This is a genomic window from Paenibacillus sp. FSL L8-0663, assembly GCF_038008125.1.
GTDB classification, from domain to species: Bacteria; Bacillota; Bacilli; order Paenibacillales; family Paenibacillaceae; genus Paenibacillus; species Paenibacillus polymyxa_D.
Window position 1 is genome coordinate 1,448,706 of record NZ_JBBOYM010000001.1, and the last position, 25,460, is coordinate 1,474,165.

Annotated in this window: 23 protein-coding genes; 19 read left to right on the plus strand and 4 right to left on the minus strand. The window is 46.6% G+C overall.

Translation table 11 applies throughout. The features are described from left to right. The first annotated feature begins 4 nt into the window (after positions 1 to 4). From MKY75_RS06545 to MKY75_RS06585, 9 genes are all read left to right on the plus strand, one after another. Positions 5 to 1,252: a CpaF family protein gene (locus tag MKY75_RS06545; protein WP_340884742.1), complete on the plus strand. Its 1,248-nt coding sequence runs from the start codon at positions 5 to 7 to the stop codon at positions 1,250 to 1,252. After that, positions 1,249 to 2,040: a type II secretion system F family protein gene (locus tag MKY75_RS06550; protein WP_340884744.1), complete on the plus strand. Its 792-nt coding sequence runs from the start codon at positions 1,249 to 1,251 to the stop codon at positions 2,038 to 2,040. The genes MKY75_RS06545 and MKY75_RS06550 overlap by 4 nt, the downstream gene beginning before the upstream one ends. A 6-nt stretch (positions 2,041 to 2,046) precedes the next feature. Continuing rightward, complete coding sequence (locus MKY75_RS06555) at positions 2,047 to 2,931, plus strand: type II secretion system F family protein (RefSeq protein WP_340884746.1); 885 nt, start codon at positions 2,047 to 2,049, stop codon at positions 2,929 to 2,931. A 13-nt stretch (positions 2,932 to 2,944) separates the two neighbouring features. Next, a complete protein-coding gene (locus MKY75_RS06560) occupies positions 2,945 to 3,136 on the plus strand; it encodes a Flp1 family type IVb pilin (protein WP_013309278.1) in 192 nt (63 codons plus the stop codon). Beyond that, positions 3,136 to 3,804, plus strand: a complete 669-nt coding sequence (locus MKY75_RS06565) for a TadE family protein (RefSeq protein ID WP_029516367.1) — start codon at positions 3,136 to 3,138, stop codon at positions 3,802 to 3,804. The genes MKY75_RS06560 and MKY75_RS06565 overlap by 1 nt, the downstream gene beginning before the upstream one ends. Before the next feature lie 40 nt (positions 3,805 to 3,844). Beyond that, on the plus strand, positions 3,845 to 6,061 hold the full coding sequence (locus MKY75_RS06570; protein ID WP_165144916.1) for a DUF5702 domain-containing protein: 2,217 nt from the start codon (positions 3,845 to 3,847) through the stop codon (positions 6,059 to 6,061). Then, complete coding sequence (locus MKY75_RS06575; protein WP_039269666.1) at positions 6,030 to 7,025, plus strand: TadE/TadG family type IV pilus assembly protein; 996 nt, start codon at positions 6,030 to 6,032, stop codon at positions 7,023 to 7,025. The genes MKY75_RS06570 and MKY75_RS06575 overlap by 32 nt, the downstream gene beginning before the upstream one ends. 86 nt (positions 7,026 to 7,111) lie before the next feature. Beyond that, positions 7,112 to 7,624 (plus strand): A24 family peptidase, encoded by a 513-nt coding sequence (locus MKY75_RS06580; RefSeq protein ID WP_025722689.1) that lies wholly within the window; start codon positions 7,112 to 7,114, stop codon positions 7,622 to 7,624. A 63-nt stretch (positions 7,625 to 7,687) separates the two neighbouring features. Further along, positions 7,688 to 9,490, plus strand: coding sequence for a DUF6382 domain-containing protein (locus tag MKY75_RS06585; RefSeq protein WP_340884749.1), 1,803 nt, complete (start codon positions 7,688 to 7,690; stop codon positions 9,488 to 9,490). Between the two features lie 201 nt (positions 9,491 to 9,691). Here the strand turns inward: MKY75_RS06585 and MKY75_RS06590 are convergent, their stop codons facing one another. After that, on the minus strand, positions 9,692 to 10,606 hold the full coding sequence (locus MKY75_RS06590; protein ID WP_029516372.1) for a TIGR01777 family oxidoreductase: 915 nt from the start codon (positions 10,604 to 10,606) through the stop codon (positions 9,692 to 9,694). Between the two features lie 416 nt (positions 10,607 to 11,022). Between MKY75_RS06590 and MKY75_RS06595 the strand changes: the two genes are divergently transcribed. The 4 genes from MKY75_RS06595 to ppnP all read left to right on the plus strand — a co-directional run bounded on the left by MKY75_RS06595 (position 11,023) and on the right by ppnP (position 16,061). Next, positions 11,023 to 12,150 carry a deoxyribonuclease IV gene (locus MKY75_RS06595; RefSeq protein ID WP_029516373.1) on the plus strand — a complete coding sequence of 376 codons (1,128 nt, stop codon included), beginning with the start codon at positions 11,023 to 11,025 and terminating at the stop codon, positions 12,148 to 12,150. Between the two features lie 22 nt (positions 12,151 to 12,172). Next, positions 12,173 to 13,072 carry a formyltetrahydrofolate deformylase gene (gene purU / locus MKY75_RS06600; RefSeq protein ID WP_023987631.1) on the plus strand — a complete coding sequence of 300 codons (900 nt, stop codon included), beginning with the start codon at positions 12,173 to 12,175 and terminating at the stop codon, positions 13,070 to 13,072. A 414-nt stretch (positions 13,073 to 13,486) separates the two neighbouring features. Then, a complete protein-coding gene (tkt, locus tag MKY75_RS06605; protein ID WP_029516375.1) occupies positions 13,487 to 15,532 on the plus strand; it encodes a transketolase in 2,046 nt (681 codons plus the stop codon). A 214-nt stretch (positions 15,533 to 15,746) separates the two neighbouring features. Beyond that, entirely contained in the window at positions 15,747 to 16,061 is a 315-nt protein-coding gene (gene ppnP / locus MKY75_RS06610; protein WP_013309288.1) for a pyrimidine/purine nucleoside phosphorylase, read from the plus strand. A gap of 108 nt (positions 16,062 to 16,169) precedes the next feature. On the opposite strand, the gene MKY75_RS06615 is transcribed toward ppnP, so the two are convergent. Next, positions 16,170 to 17,069: an NAD(P)-dependent oxidoreductase gene (locus tag MKY75_RS06615; protein ID WP_340884752.1), complete on the minus strand. Its 900-nt coding sequence runs from the start codon at positions 17,067 to 17,069 to the stop codon at positions 16,170 to 16,172. Positions 17,070 to 17,319: 250 nt separating this feature from the next. On the opposite strand from MKY75_RS06615, the gene MKY75_RS06620 reads away from it, so the two are divergent. The 3 genes from MKY75_RS06620 (at position 17,320) to MKY75_RS06630 (ending at position 20,043) form a co-directional block, all read left to right on the plus strand. Beyond that, positions 17,320 to 18,675 (plus strand): glucose-6-phosphate isomerase, encoded by a 1,356-nt coding sequence (locus tag MKY75_RS06620; RefSeq protein ID WP_013369975.1) that lies wholly within the window; start codon positions 17,320 to 17,322, stop codon positions 18,673 to 18,675. A 148-nt stretch (positions 18,676 to 18,823) separates the two neighbouring features. Further along, the gene (locus MKY75_RS06625) at positions 18,824 to 19,456 is read left to right on the plus strand and encodes a YigZ family protein (RefSeq protein WP_023987635.1); all 633 of its coding nucleotides are present in this window, start codon (positions 18,824 to 18,826) and stop codon (positions 19,454 to 19,456) included. 5 nt (positions 19,457 to 19,461) lie between these two features. Then, positions 19,462 to 20,043, plus strand: coding sequence for a TetR/AcrR family transcriptional regulator (locus MKY75_RS06630; protein ID WP_029516378.1), 582 nt, complete (start codon positions 19,462 to 19,464; stop codon positions 20,041 to 20,043). A 172-nt stretch (positions 20,044 to 20,215) separates the two neighbouring features. On the opposite strand, the gene MKY75_RS06635 is transcribed toward MKY75_RS06630, so the two are convergent. Beyond that, positions 20,216 to 20,617, minus strand: coding sequence for a secondary thiamine-phosphate synthase enzyme YjbQ (locus tag MKY75_RS06635; protein ID WP_318626868.1), 402 nt, complete (start codon positions 20,615 to 20,617; stop codon positions 20,216 to 20,218). Positions 20,618 to 20,838: 221 nt separating this feature from the next. Here MKY75_RS06635 and MKY75_RS06640 point away from each other — a divergent pair, with 221 nt between their 5' ends. Together MKY75_RS06640 and MKY75_RS06645 are read left to right on the plus strand one after the other, a co-directional pair. After that, on the plus strand, positions 20,839 to 21,900 hold the full coding sequence (locus tag MKY75_RS06640) for a sulfate/molybdate ABC transporter ATP-binding protein (protein ID WP_029516380.1): 1,062 nt from the start codon (positions 20,839 to 20,841) through the stop codon (positions 21,898 to 21,900). Positions 21,901 to 22,089: 189 nt separating this feature from the next. Then, on the plus strand, positions 22,090 to 22,860 hold the full coding sequence (locus MKY75_RS06645) for an MBL fold metallo-hydrolase (protein ID WP_340884755.1): 771 nt from the start codon (positions 22,090 to 22,092) through the stop codon (positions 22,858 to 22,860). 15 nt (positions 22,861 to 22,875) lie between these two features. On the opposite strand, the gene MKY75_RS06650 is transcribed toward MKY75_RS06645, so the two are convergent. Next, on the minus strand, positions 22,876 to 24,369 hold the full coding sequence (locus MKY75_RS06650; protein WP_318626867.1) for an aminotransferase-like domain-containing protein: 1,494 nt from the start codon (positions 24,367 to 24,369) through the stop codon (positions 22,876 to 22,878). Between the two features lie 132 nt (positions 24,370 to 24,501). Between MKY75_RS06650 and MKY75_RS06655 the strand changes: the two genes are divergently transcribed. Then, positions 24,502 to 25,413: a DMT family transporter gene (locus MKY75_RS06655; RefSeq protein WP_029516383.1), complete on the plus strand. Its 912-nt coding sequence runs from the start codon at positions 24,502 to 24,504 to the stop codon at positions 25,411 to 25,413. Positions 25,414 to 25,460: the final 47 nt, after the last annotated feature.

A 25,460-nucleotide genomic window follows, 5' to 3' on the forward strand; every position in this document is an offset into this window, starting at 1 on the left:
GAACATGAATGAGGGACGATTTAAGGCATTGCGAGCAGATATCCGAAACGGGCTGGACGTAACGTCTTCGGTAAAGGATGCAGATCTGGTACGGCATATTGAAAATCGAATTTTACACGATGTAGAGCTAGTAGGCTTAACTTCCCGTGAGAAGCACGCGCTTGTCCGCAAGATTTTTAACTCTTTCCGTGGGATGGACGTACTCCAGCCATTGATTGACGACCCGACCGTTACGGAAATTATGATCAACAGTCACCGGGAAATCTTTGTGGAGCGGGCTGGTGAGGTGATGCAGATACCCGATCAATTTGAGTCCCGCGAGCGACTGGAGGATTTAATCCAGACGATTGTAGCCGGAGTGAATCGAATTGTGAATGAGGCTTCCCCCATTGTGGATGCCCGATTAAAGGATGGGTCACGCGTAAATATTGTGCTGCCTCCAGTTGCTCTCAAGGGTCCGACGATGACCATACGGAAGTTTCCCGAGCGTCCTATGACGATGGATGACTTGATACGAATGGGTGCGCTGGATGCAGAAGCCGCTGCTATGCTCAAGGACTTGGTACGTAGCAAGTACAACATTTTTATAAGCGGAGGAACGGGTTCTGGTAAAACAACTTTTCTGAATGCATTATCCCAGTTTATCCCGTCGTCTGAACGGATTATTACTATTGAAGACTCAGCAGAGCTGCAAATTGTGACGGTCCCTAATCTGGTTTCCATGGAAACACGGAATGCGAACACCGAGGGGAAGGGAGAAATCACAATTCGTGATCTGATTCGTTCCTCCCTGCGTATGCGGCCCAACCGCATTGTGGTGGGTGAGGTCCGGGGGAGTGAGGCATTGGATATGCTGCAAGCGATGAACACAGGACACGATGGATCGCTGTCAACTGGCCACGCAAATAATATCCGCGATATGGTCAGCCGGCTGGAAACGATGGTGCTGGGAGGGGCAGAGCTTCCGCTTGGAGTAGTACGACAGCAGATCAGCTCGGCCATTGATATATTTGTTCATCTGTCACGGATGCGCGACAAATCCAGACGAGTGCTGGAAATTAGCGAAGTGATTGGTTTTGAAAAGGGTGAGGTGACGCTTAACCCCCTTTATCGGTTTCAGGAGCGAGGAGAAAGCAAGGGGCGAATCGTAGGAGGTCTGGAACGTTGTGGCGAGGGTCTGCAACATACGTTGAAGCTGCAAATGGCCGGGATCAATCCGGAAAACTGGCACAGGGGAGGCGTATCAGCGTGAAGTCAGGAAAAACGGCGGCCAAGCAAGTATCACGTGAGGCCCCTTCTCTGCCAGATTATACGGTGTATACATTATCGACAGTACAAAAAAGTCTGTGCATATTCTTTAGTGGCGTGTTGTTCGCGATGATCGGTTATTTATTTTATCACCAATGGATATTATCGTTGCTGTGCGCTGCCGGGGCTGGGGTGATGCCTCGTTATTTTAGGCAATTTTTGCTGCAAAGACGCAGGTCTGCCCTAAGCATCCAATTCAAACAGGCTTTATATTCGCTCTCGTCTTCTCTTTCAGCGGGAAGGTCGGTGGAGAATGCTTTTCGTGAGGCAGTAGAGGATTTGAGATTGCTTAGTCCAGATGGAGATCACGACCTGATTTTTGAATTTAACATTATTACCGCCTGTCTCGAAATCGGACAGCCTGTAGAAACCGCTTTGCAGGATTTGGCCCGTCGGGCGCAGATGGAAGATATTACGAATTTTGCGGACGTATTTGCGGCTTGCAAACGAACCGGAGGTGATCTGGTGGAAGTCGTAAGACGAGCTTCAAGTGTCATTGGTGAGAAGCTGGAAATTCAGCAGGAGATCGGTGTAATGATTGCGCAGAAACGTTTTGAATCGAGGGTTATGTTTGCGGCGCCTTTTTTGTTTGTATTGTTTATGACCATGACAGCGGGTGATTACATGATGCCCTTATACAGCGGTACAGGTATGATTTTATCAACCTTTTGTTTATTGGTGCTTGGTGGGTGTCTCGTGTGGATCAACCACATTATGAAGATTGAAGTGTAAGGAGAGATGGGTGTGGTGATGTTGATTTGTCTGGTCATGCTGGTTCTGCAAGTGGGAGGTTGGGTGGTGCTGAACCAGATGCACGGTGCTAAGTATGCGCATTTTCGCCATATGAAGTTGGAGGGACTGCGGCTGCAAAGACTTTCAGTCCCATTTGTACACATGATTCATGCTTCACGTGCTACTCATAGGCTGCCTTTGCTAATGTTCAAGCTCCAGCGTTCGGTGCAAAAGCTGTATGGTATGCGCAACAGCGGAGAAAAAACGATGCTTTTTCTGGCAGAAATGTTGGGTTACGGATATATGATGGCTGCTGGTGGAGCTATAGTATCGCTTTTGCTGGGTGGGGATGCGACCGGGCTGGTGCTCGGATTGGGACTTGGTCTTCTGGTACCCATCGCGCTGATCAAGGATTTGCACGGGAAAGTACAGAAGCGGGATCAGCAAATTTTAATGGAACTGCCTGAACTGTTGAGTAAAATGATGCTTTTAGTAGGTGCAGGTGAGACGGTACAACGGGCATTGCTACATTGCGTGGAACGTAAAGGGGCGGATACGGAACATCCGTTGTATCGAGAACTGAGGCAGACGGTGGCAGAATGGGAAAGCGGCTTTTCCTTTCAACAGGCATTTGAGCACCTGAGCAAACGTTGTGGTATTCAGGAAATGACAGTATTTACGACGACAGTTTTGTTGAATATGAGGCGCGGCGGGAGCGATTTCGTGATGGCTTTACGTGAGTTGTCCCAGACGTTATGGGGCAAGCGGACTTCAATTAGCCGCACAAGAGGGGAGCAGGCTTCATCTAAGCTGGTATTCCCGATGGCGCTGATTTTGCTAACGGTAATTGTGCTGGTGGGCGCTCCGGCTTTAATGATGATGAATATGTAGGAGGAATACAACGATGATGACATTAGTAACAGGCAGTATTCGTAAATTGTACAAGGATGAGGATGGTCTGGGTACGTTAGAAATGATCCTGATCATTGCCATTCTGATTGCGGTGGCAATTATTTTTAAGGATCAGATCAAGAAAATTGTAGAAGGGCTTTTGAAAAAGGCGGATAAAAAAAGTAACGATTTTATGGATTCATAATGCTGCGCAAATTGGCACAAAAAGAGGACGGGAGCTTCTCCTTGGAAGCTTCCCTCGTCTTTCCCATTCTACTGCTGGTCATTTTTGTGATGTTATTTTTTTGCCTGTACATATATCAAAAGTCTATATTGGTGCAGGTCGCTGCTACTGCTTCAGAAAGGGCCGCTTACAGTTGGGATAACAGCTTCAAGGACCCACGTACAGGAGCATTTACACAGGGGCAACGAGATTCTCTCTATTGGCGCTTGAAGGATGATGTTATGCTCGGAGCCCTGTTTGGCTGGACCGGAGCCAACAATCAGGAAAGTGTACAGGTTCCAGGCGGCAATGGGGGAGGCTCGTTACCTGCTCAAAAGCTGTCCAATGCAGAAAATAATATGCCTGCGGGCATGCAGGGGCAGATGACATATGAGAACAGTATGATTCACCGTAAGGTGACCACAAAGTTAAATAAAATCGTGAAGGTACCTTTGCTGAATCAGTTTTTAGATCAGACAGATTTTCAAGGGAAAATGAGCTCTGGCGTGGTCGAACCTGTGGAATGGATTCGTACGGTGGAGTTGGTCCGTTATTATGGTGCGAAGTTTATGGGCAGAGGATCAGGTGAAAAGGTAGATTCGGCAGTTGTAGGCAAAGTATTGATGCAATATGGTCAAAATGGTCAGTGAGAAGTAAGGAATAGGAATGTAACTGGGAAGGAGGAAGCGGGTGTTTGGTAAGGGTCACAATACAAAGGACGGGGAATCAGGTGCTGTCACGGTCTTTTTAATTCTGATTTTGGCGGTCATGTTCGGTTTTATTGCTGTATTTATTGATTACGCGAGAATTGCTGCACTGCATGTGCAGACCGAACGGCTGACCCATGCGGCGGTTCGTTCAGTGATGTCTGCTTATGATCCGACATTACAACAGGAGTACGGTTTGTTTGCTTATGGCGAAGGCGGCGGAGAACAAATTATGGTCAAAGTGCTGAATGATAGCGCGCGGCGTACGGCACGCGCAGAAACGCTACCGCTTATGAATATGAAGCTGGATTCTAGTTCCCTGCAAATGGAAAGGGAGCTTGGTAAATATGCCATATTTAACGAGCAGATCCGTGAAGAGATGAAGTATAAAGCACCTGTCGATTTTACGTTTGAAGTGCTCGAAAAGCTGAAGCCGCTCTCTCAAAATATGAAAGAGGCTTCTCATACGGTAGATTTGCTGAAACGGCTGCAAAAGCTATACGACAGACGAGAGGCCAAACTGGATGACATGCTGGAGAAGCAGCGTAAAGCAGGAGCTTATATGGAAGAGGTTCGCAAGCGGATTATTAAACAGAGGGGCACCTATATGCCCAATCAGTATATATGGGACCCGCTTGAGGTTGTAGCCGATATTGCCGCTCAATATAAGCATTACGTACATGTATATGAAGACAATAAGAAGAGTGTGGACGACGTTAAAATCATGCAGATGGAAAAGTATGCACGTAGAGCGAGGGCAGCGCTTGATCGCCTGCGTCAGATCATGGTTCAGGCTGGGGAAGAACATGATAAGTTGCTTCTGGAAGCCAAGGAACCGTTAAATGAGGCCCAACAGATTAATGAAGAGATGCGCAAAGTCATTGCCCAATATAAGCAGAGGGCGGCCAATGCAGGCTACGATGAGGTTTCAGCAGCCCCTACTCCAAGCGGGACAGGCTCCAACGCAGATCCTTCGGTAGGAAGCGCACGGCAAAAAGCAGAGGATTTGTTGATTCCAGACAAGGAATTTGAGCAATGGGAAGCAGAAATTGAAAAGCAACGGACTTCTATAAATACTGCTAACAATAGAATAACGAGTATGATGCGTACGTTATCCTTTTATACAGATCCATTTTTGAATGCAGACATGCTCAAGCAAGAAGTCGCTTCTACGCTTAAGGAGATAGATAAATACTTAAATGCGTATGCTTGGGCGGGACCCGCCAATGTGCTCGACGGTGAAGCCAGGACGATGGATACGCGACGCGGCCCGGACAAAGAACGCAAGAAAATGGAAAAAGAGGCGAAAAACAAACTCAAACAAGCCTATCGGATTATTGAGGTTCTATCCAAGGGTAAACAAAGTGCAGAACAATTCCAAAATCTGGAGCAGTATTACAATGAAAGTATTTCGTTTAACCAGTCTACATCCAGTCCATCTGTATCCGCTGATTTGTCCTATGACACCTATGATGCAGCAGGATCTTCCATGGATAGTATGGATGGTCTATACGGTGCGGCATCCAATTTACTGACTCAACTGGGAGACGAGTTTTACCAGAATGAATACGCGCTTTCTTACTTCCATCATGTGGATTTTAGTCGTTTTGGCAGTTTGGCCGGATCGGGTGGAAATGTGGGAAATGCTGCACAGATTTTGGGAGATCAGCTAGAGGTGAATAATCAGGAAGTTGAGTACATCTTGTATGGGTTCCATAATCCGACGGGTAATCTGGCATCCGCCTATGGAGAAATTTTTGCTATGAGACTTGCCATTCGAACAATGGAGGGATTGGTTAAGAACAGCTCAAAAGGTAATCCGCTGGTCGTTTTGGCGGCAGCTTTGTTATATGGAGTAGAAAAAGCGATAGAAGACATGATTATGCTGGCACAAAAGGGGGACGTGCCATTGTCTGATTTTCTGAAATTTCGAATGACATACAAGGATCATTTGCGATTGTTCCTGATGCTCCATAGCAATAATGAACGAAAAATGTCCCGTATGCTGGCTCTGATCCGTCTGAATACAGATGTCAATCCTGCTGAGCGGCAAACGTATGCAACGGGTGAGGTCAAGAATGGGATGAGGCTGTGGTTTCTACCTGGGGTAATGAAGATGCTCGGGACCGCCTCAAAAGAAGGCGAGAGTATTAAGGGAAGTGTGTACTATGTCACGAAAACAGCGCATTTTTCCTATTAATCGGTGTTTACGGAAAGTTTGTGGGCAAAAGCAATGTGAACAAGGAAGTATTGTTTTAGAAGCGTCATTGGTGTTGCCAATGTTTCTGTTTTTTATTATTTTTCTCATTTATATGGTTCAGATGACACTGGTATCTACAGCGTTGCAGACCACCGCTTCAGAAGCGGTTAAACAGGTTTCGGCTAAAATCTACCCAGTTTCTCTAGCCGTGGAGGCGGCGTCCGCAAAAATAGATGCAGTGCGTGAACCGCTGGATGAACTGCCCAAGTTATCTGTGAGTGAATATGCAAGCCAATTCGCTGCCCAGTTGCCACCTCCAATTGGTGATTGGGTAGAAAGCGCTGTTCAGGGCGGTCAAAAGCCGATGGAGGAACTGCGGGGGCGATTTACGGAAGCTGCACTCGATCCTGTTTTGAAGCCGATGCTAAAGCCTTTTATGGAGGAAAGCATTCTGGAATATGACCGTATTCATATAACGAGCGTACATGTACCTGCTCTTACAGGAACTAAGGACCCATATTTTAGAGTAGAACTGTCGTATGAACTGCCGATGAAGGTTCCTTTTCTGTATCGCAGCATTGTGCTTCAGGCGGCAGCTGAGGAACGTCTTTGGATTGGCGACACAGGGGAAGGAGCAGGTACAGGAAATGCGACGGGAGACAAGGATGCGGAGCATTCCATACAGTTGCTTGTTAAGCCTGAACCTGCTGTGAAGGGTGTGTACAATTTAATCAAGGCCAAGGTTGAGCCTGGGACGACTGCTAACCTTTCTGTGCTTTATAAGTCGGGTGAAAGCACAGCTCAGCACTTGGGCTGGACCTCTGCCAACGCGGACGGGATTATAGAATGGAACTGGTTTGTGGGAACGAACACAACACCTGGTCAATGGAGCTTTGTAATTGAAACAGAGGATGGTCAACGTATAGAAGTTCCGTTTACCGTGGAAAAGCCAGCTGATGGATAGGATGGATATAGACTTGTAGGGATAGCTACGATGGAAAATGATTTGGCAGTCTGCTAGTTCTATTTTTATAAAGGGGGAAGATCGCATTGACGTGGATGTATATTGTATGCGGAGTTCTGCTCGCGATTGCGTTAGTTACGGATTTACGTAGCATGAAAATCCCTAATAAGCTTACATTGCCCGGCATAGTGGTAGGCTTGGTATTCAATACTCTATTTGGGGGATGGCACGGTTTTTTATTTGCTGTTGCTGGACTGGGTACCGGATTTGGGTTCATGCTGATTTTGTACTGGATGGGAGCTGTTGGTGCAGGAGATGTGAAGCTGTTCGGCTTGATTGGAGCATGGACAGGTGCCGCTTTTGCATGGCAGTCAGCTTTATATTCGATTTTTTTTGCAGGTATTATTGGCATAGGGATTTTGCTATGGAAGAGGGAAACCATCATGAGACTGCGGCGCGTAGCTTTTAATTTAGGAGGATTTTTTCTATTTCGCAGTGGAAAAGCACTGACCAGTGGAAATGAAGCACACCTCAGGTTTCCTTTTATGACGGCAGTCATTCCGGGGGCGATCAGTGCTTATCTTTACTTCTTGCCATGACATGTCCGCTGGGGGAGATCATGCTACCTCACGGAGATAGGAAATTGTTAAGGAGGTCATGAATTGTTTGGTTTAAGCAGGGATTTTGCCCGGAACGGCGGGACATTTATGATTCTAAACAAGGAAGACGGGCTCAAAACCGATGATTTAAATTCCGTGCAAACTGGAATGATGACTGGTAATCGGATTCCCGGTCTACTGGAACTTAGAATAAAGGAAGTCGATTTTCAGATTGAGTTACATTACGACATTTCGGGGCAACGCATGCTTTCCCAGTTATGGAAAGGTGGGGGCGTGTCGACTTCTGATTTCTACCGGATTCTTTTTGAAGTGGCAGATGCCCTCCATCGCAGCCCGCAATATATGTTAGATATTCGCCAGTTTATTTTGCACGAGGATTATATTTTTCTAAGTGGTTCAGGTACAAGGGAAACCGCCAGTTTAACCTATGTTCCTTTACGCAGTGTACAGTATGCAGGGCAAACAGGCAGTCAATTTAAGCAGATGGTTATTCGTTTAATGACTCGTGTGGCCCACTTTCAGGGAGAAAATATACAACGCATACTCGATCTGTGTGATAGAAATGAATTTGAATTGGGTTTGCTAAAGGAACTGCTGTTGCAAGGAATGAAGGCTGGTACAGAGAGTGCTAGCGTGCAGGCAGAAAGTATGGAAGAGCGAGCCTTTTCATCAGCCGATCCTATCCTATCTGCCCATACCTCACAGGGGAACTATACGGATCGTGGCGGAACATACGCGCGAGAGCATCGGGAAACTCTACAGGAGATTCAGGAGCTTAAACGGATCAATCGGCTCAAACCGTCCGTGAAACCAGAGGAGAATTCCGAGCATGTAACAGAAAACGAAGTAGAAGATGTGGAGCCTGGATTGCAAAAATATAAAACCTACATTGCTCTCGGATGTCTGCTCGCTTCGGCCATCGTGTGGCGTTATATTTATCTGGACCATCCAGAGACGGTACCGTTGATTATTTCCATGGTGCTGACCTTGGTACTTGCCGCTGTTGCTTATATAAGCTGGACGGGGAAATGGGAGCGCAATCGAACTTCATCTCATATGTACAGCGATTCAGTACCTGTATTGGATTCGGAATGGTTAGGAACTACTTCTTCCCCAGCACAGCGCAAAAATGATCGTTATCAGGTAGATAAGCTGACCGGATTTGTAGCGGGACGTCATCATCAAGACAAGCAATCTTCCGATTCGAGTGATCAAGGGCCGGAGGACTGGAGATGGACTTTTCCAAACTCAGAATCTAAGAGCGTGGGAAATCGAGTTGCGGAAAATAGTAAGAAAACTTCAGCAAATTGTGACTTACACGAGCCATCGTGGAAAGGTGCGGAACGGGGAAATGAATTGGAAGCCAGTGATACCAGCGAGGCTTATTATAAGTCTCTCTCCGGGGTAACGGAGCTTCTAAATGCTGCATCTAAGCAGGAAACGATGCTGCTTCGTGCAGATCAAGAGATGCAGATTTCACCAGTGCAGCAATCACCGATGGCTTGCCTGGATCGCAAGCCACCAGGTAGTGGAGGGACAGAGCGCATCCGGTTGCAGCCAGACCAATTCGTTGCAGGCAGTTTTATCATCGGGAGAGATCCGCAACTGGTTCAGTTTGTAGAGCATACGGATGGAGCTTCCCGTTCTCATATTGAGCTTTGCATAGTTACAGGAGAACATAGCCACATTGTTAAGGATTTATCCTCGACGAATGGAACTGTTCTGAATGGAGAGCCTATGGTGCCTTATAAGGAGTACACAATGAAGGATGGAGATACTTTTAAAATCGCTGGAGTTTCTTATACTTACCGGTTGGACTCTTTTAAATCCTCCAATGCATCATAAATGAAGGTTATATGGATATATGTCAAGAAGAGGCCTGTTATATTCAGAGCTTCTTTCTTTATGAATAGTGGACTATTCATGGGAATAAAATGGGGCATCTTAATAACTTGTAGTCTGCTTGAGAGATTGTATCTGACTAAAAAGAGGAACCCTAAGCTGGTAGTGACACTACCTACCAGCCAAGAGTTCCTCTTTTTCAATTCAATGCTGTTTTTGGGAAGAATGGAGTTCTTTAAGAGCGTCCTTAAGTGAAGGATAGTGAAACTTAAATCCGTGCTCCAGCGCTTTGCGCGGTATTACCTTCTGACCATCCAATACTAGCGTGCTCATCTCACCAACTAGCTTTGAAACGAGAATGCTGGGGACGGGAAACCAGTACGGACGGTGATATACCGTAGCTACTGTCCTCCCAAACTGGTCGTTCGTCAAGGGTTGTGGTGATGAAGCATTCACTGCCCCGACAATTTCCGTCGTATGGATGCAGTACGTGATCAGACGAACGATATCTTCAATATGAATCCAGCTCATCCATTGATGGCCGCTACCTATTTTGCCGCCGAATCCGAAGCTATAAGGCATCTTCATGAGTGGGAATGCCCCTTTTTTTCTGTCCAGCACAAGGCTAATGCGTAACTTAATTAAACGGGCTTCAGAAGGGTAGGCATTGGCTGCTTCTTCCCATTGCTCAACCACCTGAGACAGAAAATCTCCCGAACAGCGCGGGCTCGTTTCATCGAATGTTTCGGTCAGGGATGTACCATAGGCGGCAACAGCAGAAGCCTGAATGATTACTTTCGGTTTTTTTTGTAGAGCATTCAATGCTTGAGCCAACCGGGCAACAGATAGCAGTCGAGATTGAAGAATTCTTTGTTTGGACTTATCCGTCCAGCGCTGATTCAGCGTTTCGCCTGCTAAATTAACGACCGCATCTGTGCCTTCCAGTACTTCAGGCTTTTGTTTTAATTCGTTCCAGCTCATATATTGCAAGCGGGGGCTCGCTTCGTGTCCTACCAGTGGCTTGCGGGTAACGACTTTCACGGTGTATCCGTCGTCTAGCAGGCTTTTGACCAGTGCACTCCCCACCAATCCAGTTCCTCCACATACGATGATGTTCATGGAGCCAGCTCTCCTTCCAATTCACAAAAATACATCCGTTATAGAATATAACCCTTTTCGAGAGAAAAAAACTTCATATGAATGTCCTTTATACGGTTAAGTGTCAATCCATGATTTTATTTACCCCTGTTTGACTAACATATATTCTGATGTGTACTTTATCTACGTATTCCCTTAATAGAGTTATTTGAGGATTTTGCAAAAGCCCAATAAGCGACTTTCAATGAAGAATATATTGATCGAAATGGTCTGGTTCGTCTGTATATTGCACTTTGGAGCGACTGGAATCGAATTTTGCAAAATCCTGATTTAAGAAAGTTGCCATAAAAGCTATGTTGTTTGATTTCAATAATCACGTTAAAATGATTAAATTAAAATAAGACAAGCATAACAGGATAAGGGGATGAATCAGGGTCATGCTGAAAATTGGTTCTCATGTGTCCTTCTCGGACAAGGGTCTGCTCAGCGCTACAAAAGAAGCGTCTACTTACGGGTCCAGCTCCTTTATGATATACACGGGAGCACCGCAAAACACGCGTCGTAAGCCGATGGAGTCCATGTATTTGGAGGAAGGCAAGCAGTTAATGGCTGAGAAGGGAATGGAAGATATCGTGGTGCATGCCCCGTATATCATCAACCTTGGCTCTTACAAAGAAAATACCTATGAGCTTGCGGTCAGCTTTCTTCAGGAGGAAATTCGGCGCACACACGCGATAGGTGTGAAAAATATTGTGCTGCATCCGGGCGCTTTTACCGATAAGGATGCGGAATATGGAATCGGGCGTATTGCCGATGGTTTGAACGAGGTACTGAACGGCGTGAAGGAGACAGATGTTAACATCGCGCTTGAAACGATGGCAGGCAAAGGAACGGAAATGGGGCGTAGCTTTGAGGAGATTGCCTCCATTATAGATAAAGTAGAGCGTAACGAGCGTCTTACGGTTTGTATGGACACCTGTCACATTCACGATGCGGGTTATGATATCGTAAATGATCTGGACGGTGTATTGGAGCAGTTCGACCGTATTGTCGGCTTGAATCGCATTGCAGTTGTTCACATTAATGACAGTAAAAATCCAGTTGGCGCTCATAAAGACCGCCATACTCCGATCGGATCAGGCTGGATTGGCTATCAGACTATTCATAATGTGGTGCATCATGAAGCACTTCAAGGACGTCCGTTTATTTTGGAGACGCCATGGATTGGGAAGGAAGCCAAAACTCAGCGTCCGATGTATGAGGTTGAAATTGCCCTGCTTCGCGGAAATGTAAAGGAGCGCTTTGGGGATGAGTTTTTGGGTCAGGTAGAGCAATTGCATTCGTTTTTCAAAAAACAGGATGTGGATGTCCGTAAATTTGTTCTGGACACCTGGGCTCTGCTGAAAAATGATGCCAAAGCAAGAAAAGCCGATCCACGTGAGCCGTTGGAGCGTCTGTATGACATGATAACGGAAGCAGCACTATTTCCAGATTTGAGCGAAGAACACATTAATCAACGGTTGATTGCCTGGTTTGCCGGCAGTCATTTGCCAGTGACGGTATAAGCTAAGGGGGATTAATAGCCACATGGAAATTCACGTAAAACATCAGCCAAATAGCACTCTATCTGCCCATGAAAACCGCGCGCGTATGCTTGTATCTTGTCCAGATGGACCAGGTATTGTAGCGGCCGTGTCCCGTTTTTTGTACGAGCATGGGGCCAATATCGTTCAATCTGACCAATATACAATGGACCCGTCGGGCGGTATGTTTTTTATGCGGATTGAATTTGATCTGCCGAATTTGAGTGCAACCCAGCCACAGTTGGAGCAGGATTTTGCCGCTGTTGCTGAGCAATTCCGTATGGAGTGGACGATTTCTGCGGTTAGCCGCAAGAAAAAACTGGCTATTTTCGTTTCCAAAGAAGATCACTGTTTGGTAGAACTGCTGTGGCAATGGCAGGCAGGAGATCTGGACGCGGATATTTCATTGGTGGTTAGTAATCATCCGGATATGAAGGAGTATGTGGAATCGTTTGGTATCCCATATCACCATATTCCGGTAACCGCCGATACCAAGCCGGAGGCGGAGCGTCGCCAACTAGAGGTTATTGGCGAAGACATTGACGTTATCATTTTGGCCCGTTACATGCAGATTATATCTCCCAAGTTTATTGAGCATTATCGCAACCGAATTATCAATATCCATCATTCCTTTCTGCCTGCATTCGTGGGTGGGAAGCCATATGCCCAAGCCTATAATCGCGGTGTGAAAATTATTGGTGCTACTGCGCATTATGTAACTGAAGAATTGGACGGCGGCCCGATCATTGAGCAGGACGTGCAGCGTGTAAGCCACGGAGATGATGTAAATGAGCTAAAACGGATCGGTCGCACCATAGAGCGGGTCGTTTTGGCAAGAGCCGTGAAGTGGCATGCAGAGGATCGTATTCTGGTTCATGAGAACAAAACAGTCGTTTTTAACTAATCTTAAAATTTTAGAAAAAATTTGTGAATCTATATTTTTTGTTAAACAAAGCCCATCGCATAACGGGCTTTGTTTTTTTATATAAGGATTTTGCAAAATCCTCATGTGAATTATTAGCCTTATAGCCGGTCAGTACATAATATTTTTGTGATTTTATATTTTTTTAAATGAGGTTAATACATTACGGGTATATTTATATGAGGACACGGTACTACATTTCCCACAATCATCTTTATAAACGATCTGGCAAACTTTCACGGCAAATGGTACAATACTTAAGAATGTATAAGTCATATTGAAACATTCAAGCAGATTCACTCACTTCAACAGATATCGTTTTTGTATCAGGCGGTGATGTTGGGGAGTATGACCGAATGCAATTGACATACTTTTTACAATATGAGGAGGCTAACCATGACTGACCAGAACCAAGCGATTCAAAAGGATGAAAACTCCACGATCGACAATTTGTCCATCACAACTATTCGTACGTTGGCAATTGACGCCATCGAGAAAGCAAACTCGGGACATCCTGGTATGCCGATGGGCTCCGCGCCAATGGGATACCAACTTTTTGCTAAAACGATGAATCATAATCCCGATCAACCTACATGGGTTAACCGTGACCGTTTTGTATTGTCTGCAGGACACGGTTCCATGTTGCTATACAGCCTTCTGCACCTGAGCGGCTATGATCTTCCTATGGAAGAACTGAAACAATTCCGTCAATGGGGTAGCCTTACACCGGGCCACCCTGAGTTTGGCCACACTGCTGGTGTAGATGCTACAACCGGTCCTCTGGGACAAGGTCTCGCAATGTCCGTAGGTATGGCAATGGCTGAAGCTCAACTGGGCGCAACATATAATAAGGACGAATTTAAAGTTGTAGATCACTTCACGTATGCAATCTGCGGCGATGGCGATCTGATGGAGGGTATTTCCCACGAGGCTGCCTCGCTGGCTGGTCGCTTACAACTGGGCAAGCTGATTGTATTGTTTGATTCCAATGATATTACACTGGACGGCAAGCTTAATCTGTCCTCTTCCGAGAGTGTTGCCAAACGCTTTGAAGCTTACAACTGGCAAGTACTGCGCGTAGAAGATGGTAACGACCTTCCAGCCATCCAAAAAGCCATTGAAGAAGCGCAAGGCGACTCGACACGTCCTACGCTGATTGAAGTGAAAACTGTCATCGGCTACGGAAGCCCGAACAAACAAGGTAAAGGCGGACACGGCGGTACTCATGGTTCCCCGCTGGGATCAGAAGAAGCCAAGCTGACTAAAGAATTCTACAAATGGGTATACGAAGAGGACTTCCACGTACCACAAGAGGTTCGCGAGCATTTTGCTAAAGTAAAAGAGCGCGGTATCGCAGCGAACAAAGCATGGGATGAACAGTTCGCCAAATACAAAGCAGCTCACCCTGATTTGGCAGCTCAGTTCGAAACAGCTGTAAACGGCGATCTCCCAGAAGGATGGGATCGTGACCTTCCGAAGTACACGACTGAAGACAAAGCCGTTTCGACTCGTGTAGCTTCTGGTAATGCTCTGAATGGATTAGCTCCAAACGTACCTTTCCTAACAGGCGGATCTGCCGATCTGGAGAGCTCCACGATGACACATTTGAACAACCTGACGAACTTTACGCCAGAAGACTACGCCGGTCGTAACATCTATTTCGGTATCCGCGAATTTGGTATGGCTGCTGCGATGAACGGTATGGCGTTGCACCAAGGTGTAAAAGTATTCGGCGGTACATTCTTCGTATTTACAGACTATCTGCGTCCAGCTGTTCGTCTGGCAGCTCTGATGGGATTGCCTGTAACCTACGTTCTGACTCACGACAGTATTGCTGTAGGTGAAGATGGTCCGACTCATGAGCCGATCGAGCAATTGGCTTCCCTGCGTATTATCCCGAACTTGACAGTAATTCGTCCAGCGGACGGTAATGAAACTTCTGCTGCTTGGGCTTACACGCTGGAAAACAAGAAAAACCCGGTTGCTCTGGTATTAACTCGTCAAAACCTGCCAATCCTGGCTGCTAGTGCTGAGCATGCACGCGAAGGTATCAAACGCGGTGCTTATGTGGTTGCAGATGCAACAGATGGCAAACCAGTTGCTCAAATTCTAGCTACAGGCTCCGAAGTGCAATTGGCTGTTAAAGCTCAGGAAGCACTGGCAGAACAAGGTATTCAAGTACGTGTTATCAGCTTCCCAAGCTGGGATCTGTTCGAAAAACAAGACAAAGCATACAAAGATTCCGTTCTGCTGCCAGAAGTGAAAGCTCGTTTGGCTGTAGAAATGGCATATCCACTGGGCTGGGAAAAATATGTTGGCGACCAAGGCGACATTCTCGGTATCAGTACATTCGGCGCATCCGCACCTGGCGATCGCGTGATTAAGGAATACGGCTTTACAGTAGAGAATGTTGTTAGCCGTGTGAAAGCTTTGTTGAAATAAAACATTGGAGCATCTAAAACAGACAGTCGTAACCTGAGTAAGGCTTACGGCTGTTTGTTTCATACAGTTGATGTTTTGCGAAAAGATCACTTTGGAATTCCAGTGTATTGTATACGTGATACAGTGTGTATTTTCATACTGAAGCTGGAATCAAATCTATGTTATGATGCACCAATATTCATTCAACCATTGAGAGCAGATGAGGGGATAACGAATGACACAGTTTGATGGAGTAAGCGTAGTTAAAAAAGCAAACGTTTATTACGATGGTCAGGTTACAAGCCGTACAGTCATCCTGGGTGACGGTAGTAAGGTTACACTGGGGATTATGCTGCCAGGAACGTACGAGTTCGGCACGGATTCCCGTGAGATTATGGAGATTTTGGCAGGGGATCTGAGAGTGTTACTTCCAGGTACTGAGGAATGGCTGGAAATACAAGGGACAGCAACCTTTCACGTACCTGCAAAGTCTTCCTTCAAGCTGGAAGTACGAAGTGTAACTGATTATTGCTGTTCTTATCCCGAATAGTAAGCTAAAACGGGTAAGCACACTCAGCCTTCAAGCTAAGTGTGCTTACCCTAAAGCTATGCCATATGTACACAAGCACAGCAGTATAGTTACACAGAAAGGTACAGCTTATTCGAGAGGTTGACCACCAATGGTGCGGCCAATCCATGCTTCGTATGTCTTCACGACAGCGGATAGGTCCTCGTCGCCGTAGCCTTGCGTTTGCCCGGCTTGAAATAGGCTTTTGGCAATGGATAACATAGGTGCGGGGATGGACAGGCTGTCTGTTAGTGAGGAAGCAAGCTTCAAGTCCTTAAGCATCAAGGCAAGTGAGAACTGGTTGCTAAAATCATGCTCAATGATTTTGCGCCCTTTCAGGTCAGCGGCCTTGCTGCCTGCCGATCCGAGTTGTACCAATTCAAGGAAGCTGTCTGCCGGGATGCTGGATTTAGCCGCGATAGCAAAGCCTTCAGCCAGAGCGAGGTTATGAATACCGACCATCGTATTATGAGCGAGCTTGGCTACGGCCCCGCTTCCATTAGGTCCCATATGAAGTACCTTTTTGCCCAGGGTATCAAAAACATCTGATTGTGCCGCAATGGCTTCTGCATTACCACCAACCATGAACACGAGTGTGCCGTCTACAGCGGCAGGCTTACTGCCTGTTACGGGAGCATCAATGAAGGAACAGCCCAGCTTGTCCGCTTCGGCGGCTAGTTGTTTGACCAGCTCAGGTGAAATCGTGCTGTTGTCCATCACGGTCATGCCAGCCGTAAGGCCGGCAAACACACCGTCTTCGCCGTAATAGATGTCACGAATGGAATGATCATCACTGACCATGGTAATGACCAAGTGCTGACCTTCAGCTGCTTCACGAGGGGTTGAAGCTGTACGTGCGCCTTGCTCTTCCAGTGGCTCGCAGCGCGAAGCGGTGCGATTATAAACTGTGACTCCGAATCCCTGCTTTAGCAGATTGGATGCCATCGGGGCGCCCATGGTGCCCAGTCCGATAAATCCGATGTTTTTCATTGCTAATCACCTTTCTTGTTGGAAGTTGCCGTCCGATGCAGATGCGAGTCGGCCCTGAATTGAATATTGAAACAGGTTGATCTCAGTTAATTGTAGCATGGGCATGCTACCCTATCTACAGGAGGGGCTGTCAAGCACAGGATACATAGGTAACGCAAGCTTGTCAGGCCCAGCAAATTAAAGTATCCTATTCCTAAGTCCTTATGTTCGTATTCATGGTCTTAGTAATACCAAACAGGAGGTTCCAAACATGTCTAAAAAAGTTATTTTTGATTACACTAAAGCTCTCTCCTTTGTAGGTCAGCACGAAATTGATTATTTTGCAGAGCCTATCAAGCTGGCTCATGAGCAACTGCACAACCAAACCGGTGTAGGTTCCGATTTCTTAGGTTGGATCGACCTGCCTACCAATTATGATAAAGAAGAGTTTGCGCGCATCCAAAAGGCTGCTGCTAAAATTCAAAGCGATTCCGAAGTACTGATCGTAATCGGTATCGGCGGTTCTTACCTTGGAGCACGTGCTGCGATCGAAATGCTGTCGCATTCTTTCTACAATGCACTGCCTAAAGATCAACGCAAGGGCCCAGCTATCTATTTTGCAGGCAACAACATCAGCTCTACATATGTGAATCATCTGTTGGAACTGATTGAAGGTAAAGACTTCTCTGTGAACGTCATTTCCAAATCAGGTACGACAACAGAGCCAGCTATCGCATTCCGCGTATTCCGTGCAGCTCTGGAGAAAAAATACGGTAAAGAAGAAGCGCGCAAACGTATTTATGCAACGACCGATAAAGAACGTGGCGCTTTGAAAAAACTGGCTAACGAAGAAGGCTACGAATCTTTCATTATTCCTGATGATGTGGGTGGTCGTTACTCTGTGCTGACAGCAGTAGGCTTGTTGCCGATTGCTACTGCAGGCATTAACATCGAAGAAATGATGCAGGGGGCGGCAGACGCTTCCAAAGAATACAGCAACCCGAATGTAGCTGAGAACGAGGCTTATCAATATGCAGCCGTTCGTAACGCTTTGTACCGCAAAGGTAAAGCAATTGAAATTCTCGTAAACTATGAGCCGTCTCTTCATTTTGTATCCGAGTGGTGGAAACAGTTGTACGGAGAAAGCGAAGGCAAGGATTACAAAGGCATTTATCCTGCTTCTGTTGATTTCTCGACAGACCTGCACTCCATGGGACAATTCATTCAGGAAGGCAGCCGCAATATTTTCGAAACGGTAATCCAAGTAGAAAATGTACCTAGTCACATCACCATCGAAGCAGATGAGGATGATCTGGACGGACTGAATTTCCTGGCAGGCAAAACTGTGGATTTTGTAAACAAAAAAGCATTCCAAGGTACATTGCTGGCTCACACAGACGGACAAGTACCGAACTTGATTGTAAATATTCCTGACTTGAGCCCTTACTCTTTCGGCTATCTTGCTTATTTCTTCGAAAAAGCTTGCGGCATCAGCGGCTACCTGTTGGGCGTAAATCCGTTCGATCAACCGGGCGTAGAAGCTTACAAGAAGAACATGTTTGCGCTGCTCGGCAAACCAGGCTTCGAAAAAGAAAAAGCTGAGCTTGAAGCGAGATTGTCTGAATAAGAGTGCTGTAATCTCTGATGCGAAACAGGATTTCGGTCAGAAGTGTTATAGTGTATAGCAGCAATTAAAGTACAGGAAAGCAGTTCACCAGCTGCCAGAAGCGGGGGACTGCTTTCTTGTAAAATGAAGTAAGGAAGGTTATACGTGTATGTTGGAACAATACCGAACCGTACGCGGTGCCGGCAACAAGGAAATTGTGATTCGAAAATCCCGTTTTATCGGCCACATTCAGCCTGTTCAAACTGAGGAAGAAGCAACTGCTTTCATAGAGCGCATCAAAAAAGAGCATTGGAACGCTACCCATAATTGTTCTGCTTACATGATTGGGGAAAGAGACGAAATCCAAAAGCAATCGGATGACGGAGAACCGAGCGGTACGGCTGGAAAGCCTATTTTGGAGGTAATCCGCAACCAGAAGCTGAAAAATGTCGCTATTGTTGTTACCCGTTACTTTGGTGGGATTTTGCTGGGAGCAGGCGGTCTGATTCGCGCGTATTCAGATGGTGCTGTTGCAGCAATCGAGGCAGGGGATGCAATTACGCGTGTGCTGCATCGTGAAGTTTTTGTAGAATTGGATTATACCTGGTTGGGCAAAGTGGAAAATGAATTACGCAATCGCAGCATCCGCACTGGAGAAACAATGTTTACGGATAAAGTTACCTTAACCTGTCTGCCGCTGGCTGGTGATGCGGAATCCTTTAGCAACTGGATAACAGACTTGACGCAGGGGCAATCGCTTGTGTCGGAGGGAGAGCAGCTTTACTTTATTGAAGGGGAATAAATAATATGGCTAGAAGAGCAGTAGAACAGGAGTTGTCAAGAGGGCGGATTCTGGAAGCGGCCAGGCACTTGTTTATTACCAAGGGCTACCGTGCGATTTCAATGCGCAGCATTGGCCAGCATCTGGGTTACAGTCATGGTTCGTTATACTATCATTTTAAAGAGAAGGCTGAACTGTTCTATGCCATTGTGATTGAAGATTTTAATACATTGCGTGGGATTCTACTGCAAGCAGCAACAGGCACACCTGATGATGGCTTGAGCAGACTAGAGTACTTGATGCTGGAATTTATCCGTTTTGGTTTGGAAAATCCATATCAATACGAAATTATGTTCATGATGCACGATGAAGAACTATTTGCATACTGTCGCACAGAGCAAAACCGTTGTGTCGAACTATTTGCATCCATGATCCGTCAAGAATTGAGTGGTCAGGGGCATTCGGAGGAAGATTGCTCAAGGGTACCGAAAAGTCTGTTTTTATCCATGCATGGCTTTGTATCCTTTTATATTCAGGACGGTTTAACATTTGAAGAAATTAGGCCCGCTGCTTTAGCACATGTAAAGCTGCTGTGCAGACACCTATGAGCGTACCTGCATTCACACGCTTCACCCATGAACATGTAGGGCGCTTTTCTAGGTGTATGCACTTCATGACGGTGACTTATCATTACGGTACTTTGCGAAAGCGACTAAGAATTTAACAGACGATGATGCATCCAGTAGGAAAACATCATGGTCTGTTTTTTTACCTGGTCCGTCAGCACTCCATGATTTTTACATGGTATTGGCGTCTGCGTGGTCCGTCGAATTCACAAAAATAAAGTCCCTGCCATCGTCCGAGCAACAGCTTTCCGTCATGGATGATGATCGTTTGTGAGGGGCCTGTCGTAATGGATTTTAGGTGGGACGCTGTATTTCCCTCCATATGGCGATATTGGGGATGCTTCCACGGATAGACTTCATCTAGTCTTAACATCACATCATGTTTGACATCTGGGTCTGCATTTTCATTAATGGCGATGCCGGCTGTCGTGTGTGGACAATAAACAAGTGCGGTTCCTTGTTGCACCCCGCTTTTTTCGATCAATGAAGCAACCTCTCGTGTAATATCGCGTATTTCATCTCGCTGTGTAGTAGATATTTCTAAAGTATGCAACAATAACTCCATCTCCTTTCTTCTTAATACTTTACCCTTTTAATTCCTAAGATAATATATAGAGTTGACGAAAATTACTTTCCTTTGATAAAGTATCACATAAGAAAAAACATAGTATATGCATTGGAATAATTAAATGATTTTAAATGAGGTACGTGCTTTGCGGTAAGCAAGGCTGCTGCTGTTCCTGAACAGGTCCAGAAGCGGAAAGGAAGTGTACGGATATGCATGTGGAAGTAAGAGGATTAAACAAGCATTTCGGTAATTTTCATGCAGTAAAGGACGTATCTTTTGATATTCAGGCGGGCCATCTTATTGGCTTACTCGGTCCAAGTGGTGGGGGGAAAACCTCCATTCTTCGCATTTTGGCGGGTCTGGAGCAACCGGATGCGGGAGAAATTCATTTTCATGGAAAAAGGGTAAACGAGCTGTCCCCGCAGGAACGTGGAATCGGATTTGTATTTCAAAACTATGCTTTGTTCAAGCACATGAGCGTCTACGACAATATTGCCTTTGGTCTGAAAGTGAAAAAAAGCTCCAAAACCCGTATCAAGGAACGGGTCACGGAGTTGGTCGAACTAACGGGGCTCAAAGGATTTGAGCATCGTTATCCGCATCAGTTGTCAGGTGGACAGCGACAGCGAGTTGCTTTTGCGCGTGCTTTGGCACCAGAGCCTCAATTGCTGCTGTTGGATGAGCCTTTTGCAGCTATTGATGCCAAGATTCGTCAGGAGCTGCGCACCTGGCTGCGAGAGTTGATTGAGCGGGTGGGTATTACTTCAATTTTTGTCACCCATGATCAGGATGAGGCGATTGAAGTAGCGGATGAAATTATGGTGATTAATCAGGGACGACTGGAGCAGAAGGGAACGCCTTGGGATATTTATAAAAAACCGGGTACCCCGTTCGTGGCTTCCTTCATTGGGGAATCTACGGTGATTGAACAGGCAGGCAGTCTCAAAGGCTTCGAAGAAGCTGCTGGAGTGGGAACACGTGCCTTGATCCGTCCGGAGTATATTGATGTCGGGCCAAGCGAGGAATTTACGCTTCTGTCGGCGACCGAGGAAGGCGTAGTGAAGCATTTGCATTTTCGTGGAAGTGAGTGGATGGTTGAAGTACAAGTTGGGGACCATCGTCTCATGACGTACCGTTCGCTGGAGAAGTCTACGCTGGAACCTGGTCAGCAGGTGCGAGTGTTGGTGCATCGAGCCTATCTATATAATGACCAGTCCAGCTGGATGGTGGAAAACCGCCTGAAGGAAGATCCCATGCCTATCATCATTTAAAAATCAGGCTTTTGCAAAATTCTCAAATATATATGATCACGCTTGGGGGGATGTCTAGCCTGATTTCACGGCTTTGGGCATGCTCCTTTTGGCGTTGGACGCTGGAAGGATTTACGCAGATGATTTACGTAGAATCGGTCTGTTCGTTATAATAGTAGTAAAAAGACCCAAATAGATAGGAGTTAAACCATGAATCGGCTTATTTTTCTTGGCACGGGGGATGCAATGGGGGTTCCGCGTGTATATTGTGATTGTCTCGTATGCACAGAAGCTCGCACGACAGGGGCGAACATAAGATTGAGATCGTCTGTGCTGATCGAAAGCGAGACGGAGGACTTTATGATTGATTGTGGCCCGGACTGGCGCAGACAGCTAGAATTACGCGATCTGCGTTTTATCCCTACGATCCTTGTGACACATGCACATTTTGACCATATTGGAGGATTACCAGAATGGGCAGATGCCTGTCGCTGGACTGGGAACAGAGGTCGCTTGTACGCGCCACAGGAAGTGATCGACACGATCTTGCGGCAATTTTCCTGGCTCTCTGGAAATTTGGATCTTATTCCAGTAGATCAGGGAGCCCAACTTGGCGGGTGGAATATCCGGGGATGGCGTGTGAATCACGGGAAGAACGGATATGCCTACGCTTATCGCCTGGAAAAGGACGGCTTCTCGTGGGCCTACTGTTCGGATTCGATTGGATTAAATGAGGCGGAAATTCTCCCCTTGCACAATCTGAATCTGCTCGTCCTGGGAACGAGTTTTTATCATGAGGAGGCCGAGTATGCCACCCGTTCCGTATACGACATGCTGGAGGCTCAGGAGCTTATAGGAAGGCTTAAACCCCAAAGCACAGTATTTACACATATGTCCCATGATGTGGATGTCACACGCAACTATGGGCTTCTGGAAGGGATTGGTTTGGCACACACCGGCATGAGTTTGCCGTTAGAATAAAGGTGCATTTTACCTTTACATCGTTCGACTGATACGTAGAAGGGTGGAGATTCCTTCTTTGATTTGTAGCTCGTTGGCGTATGAATAGGACAGTCGTACATGCGTTTTACCCTCTGCGCCGATGGGATCAAATACATTGCCGGGGACAAAGGATACAGATTCTTGTACACTTTTGGCAAGTAATTCATTAGGTTTCAACGTAGAAGGCAGCTGGAGCCACAGGTTGAGTCCTCCCGCTGGGCTGGTCCATGTCCAACCGGAATCGCGGAGACTGTCTTCCATCGTTTCCTTACGAATCTGGAGCGCGATACATAGTTTTTTAATATGCTGCTGCATACGTGGAGATTGAAAGTATTCTAAAAATAGCTTTTGATTCAGCAGTGGCGATCCATTGTCCACTAACGCTTTGACGTTCAGCAGGCTGTTCATAAGCTGTGGTCGGCAGGTCACGGCTGCGATTCGTAGACCGGGTGCGACATATTTACTGTAACTTCGAATGTAGACGACGCTTCCCGAAACATCATAGGCGAAAATCGGAGAAGGAGGCTTTTGCCCAAAGCTGATGTCATAGGTGCTGTCATCCTCAACAATGAGGCAGCCGTAGCGCTCGGCTAGTTCAGGCAGTCGTTTGCGTTGCTCATCGGGGACCGTAAAGCCCGTCGGGTTGTGGAATGTCGGATTCATATAAAAGAGACGTGGTTTTTCCGTTTTCATGCACCACTCAATCTGGTCCATATCATATCCTTCTGGTCGAATATCGGTCATGGTCAGACGTGCGCCTTGTCTGCGGAATATTTCCATGGCAGGACCATAAGCAGGGCGTTCGATCAATACACGGTCTCCTGTATGGAGCAGAGATCGGGCAATTAAATCAATGGCTTGCTGTGCTCCCGAGGTAATCATCACTTCATCCGGTGATAAAGCAAAATGCTTATCCACGCTAAAATGCTGCGCCATGGCCTCCCGAAGCTCGGTATCACCCTGTACAGCGGAATAGGTGGCTGCTACTTTCGGATGCTTTTCAAAAACCTGCATCATCAGCTCTCCCCAAAATCGGTTGGGCAGGAGAGAGGGGTCAATCAGCGCTTTGGAAAACTGGAAATTCGCATTCACTGATTGAACGCGGGTAAGTCCATCCATTCCTCTCCAGGCTGAAACTGACGGATCATCTGCCGCATGGGCAGATTTGGAGTGAATCGTGAGGTCTATGGACGTATGTCTCGAGTAGCCAGCATATTTTGCATGTCCAGTCGCTTGGGAAGCATGAACGTAATATCCTGATTTGTCCCTTACATAGACCAGTCCTCGTTGCTTCAACTCCTGATATGCCCGGAAAACAGTTAGCCGATGTACACCCAGCTCCTGAGCCAAGCTTCGTACGGACGGCAGCTTCATGTCTGTTTGCCAATCCCCGCGATCGATCCGCACAGTTACATAATGGATAACCTGCTCATACAGCTTTAAGGCATGATCGGCTGGAAAAAGTAGTTCGCTGTTGTTCTTACCCATGCTATCCACGCTCCTTTGTGTGTATTGTACTATATAGCACTTCAAAAACGTATACAACTGTTCTGTAGTTATACAACTGTTCTGTTCGTCTCCCTGTATGCTTAAAAGCAACTGAAGGGAGAGGGACGTATCATGATTGGGATCGCGTTTACAGTAATGTGTCTTATTTTTGGCACAACGTTTTTGGCCATAAAAGTGGGAGTGGAAGCCGGGCTTCCGCCGTTTTTATCGGCAGGGGTACGTTTTTTCGCCGCAGGTGCGATATTATTTATTGCTATGAAGCTGACCGGAAAGGTGAAATGGTCGTTATTATGGCGTAAGGAAATGTTGCTGATTGGAGCAGGAACGACCTTCGGTACCTTTTCGGCCTTGTATTGGGCAGAGCAATATGTCAGCTCCGGGATCGGAGCTATTCTGTCAGCTACCGGGCCGATGATGATCGTCATTTTGCAATCTGTACTGCTACGGCAAAAAACGTCACGGATTACGGTCGTTGGCTGCATGATCAGCTTTCTTGGTGTGGTGCTGGTTGTGCTGCCCGGATTGGCGGTTCAGATCAGTGGTCTGTGGCTGGCGGGATGCCTTGTTATTTTGCTGGGGGAGCTGTGTTATTCAGGGGGAGCTCTTTATTCCAAGCGAGTGATGGATGTATTTCGTGAAACGAACCCGATTGCCCTGAATGCGGCGCAAATGATCCATGGGGGATGGATGCTGCTGTTACTGTCTGCGATCACGGAACCGTGGAGTTCTGAGGGGTGGCAGTACCTTCCTGCCATGGGGTCTTTACTCTATCTGATCCTGTTTGGTTCGATGATTGCACATACACTGTTCTACTGGCTCATGGAGCGTACAAATCCCCTGTTTCCGACGACGTGGCTGTATATATCACCGCCGATTGCGGTGGGCTTGGGAGCGTTGTTGTATGGAGAGCATGTAAGCTGGTGGATGCTGGTTGGGGTGCTGCTCATTGTGACCGGACTAATCCTTATGAACAATGGAATTATCCGTTTGGTGAACAGGCGTAAGTTACGTTCTGCTGCCTGATATTTTATAGCGGTCAGGTTATTATATGATCTGACAGAAAAGGCCTC

Excerpts from the sequence above, each read along its gene's own strand:
- MKY75_RS06615 (WP_340884752.1), bottom strand. The coding sequence starts at position 17,069 with ATGAAAAACATCGGATTTATCGGACTGGGCACCATGGGCGCCCCGATG.
- MKY75_RS06595 (WP_029516373.1), top strand. The coding sequence starts at position 11,023 with ATGCTGAAAATTGGTTCTCATGTGTCCTTCTCGGACAAGGGTCTGCTC.
- tkt (WP_029516375.1), top strand. The coding sequence starts at position 13,487 with ATGACTGACCAGAACCAAGCGATTCAAAAGGATGAAAACTCCACGATC.
- MKY75_RS06555 (WP_340884746.1), top strand. The coding sequence starts at position 2,047 with ATGGGTGTGGTGATGTTGATTTGTCTGGTCATGCTGGTTCTGCAAGTG.
- MKY75_RS06560 (WP_013309278.1), top strand. The coding sequence starts at position 2,945 with ATGATGACATTAGTAACAGGCAGTATTCGTAAATTGTACAAGGATGAG.
- purU (WP_023987631.1), top strand. The coding sequence starts at position 12,173 with ATGGAAATTCACGTAAAACATCAGCCAAATAGCACTCTATCTGCCCAT.
- MKY75_RS06645 (WP_340884755.1), top strand. The coding sequence starts at position 22,090 with ATGAATCGGCTTATTTTTCTTGGCACGGGGGATGCAATGGGGGTTCCG.
- ppnP (WP_013309288.1), top strand. The coding sequence starts at position 15,747 with ATGACACAGTTTGATGGAGTAAGCGTAGTTAAAAAAGCAAACGTTTAT.
- MKY75_RS06575 (WP_039269666.1), top strand. The coding sequence starts at position 6,030 with ATGTCACGAAAACAGCGCATTTTTCCTATTAATCGGTGTTTACGGAAA.
- MKY75_RS06650 (WP_318626867.1), bottom strand. The coding sequence starts at position 24,369 with ATGGGTAAGAACAACAGCGAACTACTTTTTCCAGCCGATCATGCCTTA.
- MKY75_RS06655 (WP_029516383.1), top strand. The coding sequence starts at position 24,502 with ATGATTGGGATCGCGTTTACAGTAATGTGTCTTATTTTTGGCACAACG.
- MKY75_RS06590 (WP_029516372.1), bottom strand. The coding sequence starts at position 10,606 with ATGAACATCATCGTATGTGGAGGAACTGGATTGGTGGGGAGTGCACTG.
- MKY75_RS06640 (WP_029516380.1), top strand. The coding sequence starts at position 20,839 with ATGCATGTGGAAGTAAGAGGATTAAACAAGCATTTCGGTAATTTTCAT.
- MKY75_RS06545 (WP_340884742.1), top strand. The coding sequence starts at position 5 with ATGAATGAGGGACGATTTAAGGCATTGCGAGCAGATATCCGAAACGGG.
- MKY75_RS06625 (WP_023987635.1), top strand. The coding sequence starts at position 18,824 with ATGTTGGAACAATACCGAACCGTACGCGGTGCCGGCAACAAGGAAATT.
- MKY75_RS06565 (WP_029516367.1), top strand. The coding sequence starts at position 3,136 with ATGCTGCGCAAATTGGCACAAAAAGAGGACGGGAGCTTCTCCTTGGAA.
- MKY75_RS06620 (WP_013369975.1), top strand. The coding sequence starts at position 17,320 with ATGTCTAAAAAAGTTATTTTTGATTACACTAAAGCTCTCTCCTTTGTA.
- MKY75_RS06630 (WP_029516378.1), top strand. The coding sequence starts at position 19,462 with ATGGCTAGAAGAGCAGTAGAACAGGAGTTGTCAAGAGGGCGGATTCTG.